Origin of the sequence: Microbacterium sp. (assembly GCF_031178525.1) — a bacterium.
Lineage (GTDB): Bacteria > Actinomycetota > Actinomycetes > Actinomycetales > Microbacteriaceae > Microbacterium.
In genome coordinates this window covers 1-2,143 of sequence record NZ_JAPSJA010000362.1, presented here as the reverse complement: position 1 = coordinate 2,143, position 2,143 = coordinate 1, and the positions used below count along the sequence as shown (strand labels likewise).

The 2,143-nt window shown below is 71.9% G+C and carries 3 protein-coding genes; all 3 read right to left on the bottom strand.

Annotated elements, in window-relative coordinates:
* A partial coding sequence (locus RIF89_RS14410; protein ID WP_309069764.1) for a cation acetate symporter occupies positions 1–1,010 on the bottom strand: 1,010 nt, incomplete at its 3' end.
* Positions 1,007–1,381 carry a heavy metal transporter gene (locus RIF89_RS14405; protein ID WP_309069763.1) on the bottom strand — a complete coding sequence of 125 codons (375 nt, stop codon included), beginning with the start codon at positions 1,379–1,381 and terminating at the stop codon, positions 1,007–1,009. The genes RIF89_RS14405 and RIF89_RS14410, both read right to left, overlap by 4 nt.
* Positions 1,378–2,094 (bottom strand): LytTR family DNA-binding domain-containing protein, encoded by a 717-nt coding sequence (locus tag RIF89_RS14400; protein ID WP_309069762.1) that lies wholly within the window; start codon positions 2,092–2,094, stop codon positions 1,378–1,380. The genes RIF89_RS14405 and RIF89_RS14400 overlap by 4 nt, the downstream gene beginning before the upstream one ends.
* Positions 2,095–2,143 lie beyond the last annotated feature (49 nt).

Here is a 2,143-nt window from a genome sequence, read left to right as displayed (position 1 = left end):
ACCACGAGCCCTGCCGAGGTCGCGAGGAACGCGGCGAAGGCGCCGGCGACGATCAGCGCGGTGAGCAGCTCGCCGAAGATGCCGGGGAACACCCTCGACGGCAGCTGCAGCACCACCGTGTCGGCCAGCCCCGGCTGCGCGAGGTCGGGCGCCGCGATGCGGGCGAGCAATCCCATGGTGCTCGACACGGCGTAGAAGGCGCTGACCATCGCGATCACGATCACGGTCGTGCGGCGCGCGGATGCTCCGGTCGGGCTCGTGTAGAAGCGGACGAGCACGTGCGGGAGGCCGGTGGTGCCCAGCAGCAGCGCCAGGAGCAGGGATGCCGTCTCGTACGCGTCGAACCCCGACGGGCCGGCCTCCGCCGGGAACACGAGCGCCGGGTCGAAGTCGTACGGTCCGCCGCCGATCGCGAAGGCGAGGCACACGACCGGGATCAGCAGGGCCGTGAGCTTGAGCCAGTACTGGAACGCCTGCACGTAGGTGATGGCGCGCATGCCGCCGGCTGCGACCGACACGGCGACGAGCACCGCCACCGTGACGGCGCCGACCCACTCGGGCAGACCGGCGACGACGACCAGCGTGATTCCGGCGCCGTGCAGCTGCGGCACGATGTACAGCCACCCGATCACGAGCACCGCGGCGCTGGTCACCCGGCGCGCGGACGTCGACTCGAGCCGCGCCTCGATGAAGTCCGGGATCGTGTACGCCCCGCTCCGCCGCAGCGGCGCCGCCACGAAGGCCAGCACCAGCAGGTAACCGGCGGCGTAGCCGATCGGGAACCAGAACCCGCGCGCGCCGTCGAGCAGCACGAGCCCGGACAGTCCGAGGAACGTGCCGGCCGAGAGGTACTCGCCGCTGATCGCGGAGGCGTTCCCGACCGGGCGGACCGTGCGGGACGCGACGAAGAAGTCCCCCGTCGTCCGAGAGATCCGCAGGCCGTAGACGCCGATGAGCAGAGTCGCCACGACCACGAGCGCCACCCCGACGAGATCGAGGACGGCGTTCATCCGCGATCGACGAGCGCGCGGTAGCGGCGTTCGTTCCGGACGGCCGTGCGCAGGTAGAGCACGGCGAACACGAGGATGACGGGATAGAACGCGTAGGCCTGCAGCAGCCACGACAGGGGCAGCCCCCACAGGACGACGTCGTCGATCTCGGGGATGAGCGCGATGGCGAGCGTCATCGCGAGGACGACCAGCACGAAGCCGGCGACCGTGCCCAGCGCCAGACGGAACTGGCTGCGCCGCAGGGCCCGGGCGTACACGGCATCCGCCTCGTCGATCGGCGCTCCGGGGAGGGCGATGCCGCGCGTGACGGTGGGCGCGCGGCGCGGAGGGACGTCGGCCGTGACCCGCACGCGCGGCGGGATCCCGGTCACGGCGATGCCTCACCGCGGAGCAGGGCCTCGCGGACCGCGGGCACCAGACGCCTGCTCACCGGGAGGACCGTGCTCCCGATCCGCACCGAGGGCTCGGCACCCGACAGCCGCGCCTCGGTCACGGCCGTCGTGCGGACCAGGGAGGAGCGATGGATGCGGAGGAACCCGGCATCCGCCCACTGCGACTCGAGCTCGGAGATCGGGATCCGCACCAGGTGCCCGCCCTCATCCGTGTGCAGGCGGGAGTAGTCGCCCTGGGCCTGCACCCAGCGGATGTCGCCGCGGCGCACGAAGCGCACACTGGATCCCAGCGTGACAGGCACCATCTCATGATCGGCCGAGTCGCCCGCGATGCCGATCTCGAGCGCACGGTCGACCGCGCGGCGCAGTCGTTCGACCCTCACCGGCTTGAGGAGGTAGTCGACGGCGCGCAGCTCGAACGCCTCCACCGCTCTGGCGTCGTCGGCTGTCACGAACACGACGGCCGGGGGTGCCGACAAGGCGGACAGAGCGCGCGCGAGCTCGGTGCCCAGCGCTCCGGGCATGTGGATGTCGAGGAACGCGATCCGCACCGCCCGAGCGGACAGCTGCCGCAGCGCGTCGGCACCGGTCATGGCGGTCAGGATGTCGCCGATGCGCTCGTCGGCGCGCAGCAGATGCACGAGCTCGTCGAGGGCCGGCTGCTCGTCGTCGGCGACGAGGACGTCGATCATCGGTGCCCCTCAGTCGTTGTCCGGATCGTGCAGCGGCTGCGACTTCGGC